This window comes from Mesorhizobium sp. M7A.F.Ca.AU.001.01.1.1 (genome assembly GCF_004022735.1).
In the GTDB taxonomy this organism is placed as follows: Bacteria; Pseudomonadota; Alphaproteobacteria; order Rhizobiales; family Rhizobiaceae; genus Mesorhizobium; species Mesorhizobium ciceri.
In genome coordinates this window covers 1-2,820 of sequence record NZ_RZPF01000782.1, presented here as the reverse complement: position 1 = coordinate 2,820, position 2,820 = coordinate 1, and the positions used below count along the sequence as shown (strand labels likewise).

The following is a 2,820-nucleotide window of genomic DNA, read 5'->3' as shown; positions in this document are numbered from 1 at the left end:
CGAGGGCTGCATGCAAGGCGGCCACCGCGTCGTCGTCATTGACCTCGCCCCAGGCGGCGCCGATCGCCCATGAGCCAAAACCGACTTCGCTGACTGATGTGCCGGTGCGGCCGAATTTCCGTGCTTGCATCTTGCTGTTCCTGACTGCGGCTTTGCCGGCAATTCCGGCTCTGCGATTCTGATTTCGGGGAGCCATGGCAATGCGATTGACATCCCTCTCTGTAAGATTTACCAGATTACAGGGTTGTATGACAACCCTGTAAGACTGCAATCATTTGGAGTCGGGAGGATCTCAAATTGAACACCGTTCTTAAAATGGGCGCGGCCCTGTGCCTTGGCGCGCTAGCTCATCCTGCGTGGGCCGAAGACAACATTGTCAAGATCGGCGTCGTAGCCGCCGAATCCGGCTCGTTCGTCTCCGCCGGCCATACGCTGCCGGCGGGCGTCGGCCTCGCCGTCAAGCAGATCAACGATGCCGGCGGCTTCAAGGTCGGCGGCAAAACCTACAAGCTGGAAATGGTCAAGCGCGATGACCGCACCGATATCGCCACTGCAATCGCCGCCACCCAGGAGCTGGTGCGCGACGTGAAGGTGCAGGCGATCTTCGGCTCGGAAACGCATGACTTCACGCTGGCCATGGCCAAGATCACCCAGCCGGCCAAGATCATCCATTTCGCCGGCAATTCGACGTTGGCGAAAATCTTGACACCGGACTCGGTCAAGCCCGGCGGCGAGGATCACTATCTCTTCCAGTCCGAGCCGCAGGAATTCCAGCGCTCCGGATCGACCGCGCGCGGCGTGCTCACCCTGCTCGAGCCGCTACTTGGCTTCAAGCCGAAAAAGTCAGTGATGATCGTCGGCAACGATGCCACCGGCCAGTTCCTGTCATCCTACTACTACAAGGCATTGAAGGCCGAAGGGCAGGACGTGCCGGACATCATCTTCTATCCGCCTGATACCACCGATTTCTCGCCCTTCCTGACGCGGGCCAAGAGCCTCAATCCGGACATTATCCACTTCTGGTACAATGGCGATTCAACGCTGACGGCGCTGCCGCAGGCGCTCGAACTCGGTGCGGCGAAAAGCTACTTCCTGTTCGGCGTTGACCCCGGCATCTGGAAGGAAAAGCAGCTGTCCGCCGATGTGCCGGTGGCGATGAGCTGTGTCCCGGTGTGCTGGGGCGAGTCCTCGAACCCGAAGGCCAAGGCTTATTTCGACGCCTACTTCGCCGCGGGCGCGCCGCATGGCGTGACCTCGTCGGTGTCGCTGCTCTACCACGATTACGTCCACTTCCTCGTCGAAGCCTGGCAGAAGGCCGACAGTTTCGATCCGGACAAGACGGTCGACGCATTGCTGAGCCTCCACCACCAGGGCGTGGTCTCGGATGATTTGACCTTTAACCAGACCCACCAGGTCACCCACGCGACGGAAGTCTGCGCGGCGGCACCCGGCGGCGCCATCTCCTGCGCCATGCAGCAGCCCCCGGCCGAAGCGCCGAAGAGCTGAAGCTTCATCATACCCGAGTTGGCGGAATCCACCGCCAACTCCCTTTCTTGCAAGACAGGCAGGTCTCGATCGCCGTGGATATCTTCATCCAGCAAATCCTCAACGGCCTTTCCATCGCCAGCGTCATCACGCTCATCGCCATTGGCGTGACGCTGATCTTCGGCCTCACCGGCATCATCAATTTCGCTCATGGCGAATTCCTCATGATCGGCGGCATCGTCACTTGGCTCGCCGTCAGCGCGGGCCTCGGCTTTCCCATAGCGGTGGTGCTGGCCATCCTGGCTGTCGGGCTGATGGGCTATGTGCTCGAGCGCGGCCTGTTCCGCTTCACGCTGGAGCGACCGACCAACGGCTTCATCGTCTCGCTCGGCCTCATCGTCGTCCTGCAGCATGTCGTCGTGCTGTGCTGGAACCCCAACCAGAAAAGCATCCCGCGCCCGCTGACCACGGTGTGGGAGGTCGGCGGTGTACGCATCGCTTCTGTGCGCGTCATGGTCATACTGATCACCATCGCCGTGGTGGCGCTGAGCTTCCGCATGATCACCGCGAGCCGCTACGGCCGTGCCTTGCGGGCCAGCGTCGAGGACCGTGACACCGCCGCTTTGATGGGCATTCCGGTGCGCCGCTACATCACCGGCGTCTTCGTGCTCGGCAGCGCGCTGGCCGGCCTTGGTGGCGCGCTTCTGATCGCGCTGTTCCCGATCACGCCGTTCACCGGCGGCACCATGGTGATGAAGGGCTTTGCCGTCGCGCTCATCGGCGGGCTCGGCAACATCTATGGCGCCGTCGCCGCCGGCCTCATCCTCGGCATCGTTGAAGGCTTCAGCGCCGGCTACGGCTTCTCGCAATGGACCGATGCCTACTCCTTCGTCTTGATGATCCTGGTGCTGATCGTGCGCCCGCACGGCCTGTTCGGCGGCACCAGCGGACCGAGGATGGCGTCATGAACGGCGGTGCCACCCTCAAGCCGCTGCGCGCGCTGCTGCCGGTGCTGGTCATCCTGGCGCTGATCGCGCTGGTGCCGCTCGCCTCGCCCTCGAACCGCTTCCTGTCGCTGGCGATTTCGGCCGGCACCAACGTCATCGCGCTTTACGGCCTGTCGGTTCTGTTCGGCCAGACCGGCATCCTGTCGATGGGGCATGCGGCGCTGGTCGGTGTCGGTGCCTACGGGGCGGCGATCCTCGCGCGGGACTTCGGCGTCGGCTTCTGGACGGCACTGCCGGTGGCCGCCCTGGCAAGTGCCGTCTTCGCCCTGATCGTCGGCATTCCCTCCCTGCGCGTCGGCGGCCATCACTTCGTCCTCCTGACCCTCGC

General features: G+C 63.2%; 2 protein-coding genes and 1 pseudogene. All 3 read left to right on the top strand.

What is annotated here, in order from left to right; all coding sequences use genetic code 11:
* Positions 1-297: 297 nt before the first annotated feature.
* Positions 298-1,506: an ABC transporter substrate-binding protein gene (locus tag EN884_RS31700; protein WP_063170670.1), complete on the top strand. Its 1,209-nt coding sequence runs from the start codon at positions 298-300 to the stop codon at positions 1,504-1,506.
* Between the two features lie 74 nt (positions 1,507-1,580).
* Complete coding sequence (locus EN884_RS31695; RefSeq protein WP_063170885.1) at positions 1,581-2,453, top strand: branched-chain amino acid ABC transporter permease; 873 nt, start codon at positions 1,581-1,583, stop codon at positions 2,451-2,453.
* Positions 2,450-2,820, top strand: a pseudogene (locus tag EN884_RS31690) (branched-chain amino acid ABC transporter permease); the annotation flags it as partial. The gene EN884_RS31695 and the pseudogene EN884_RS31690, both read left to right, overlap by 4 nt.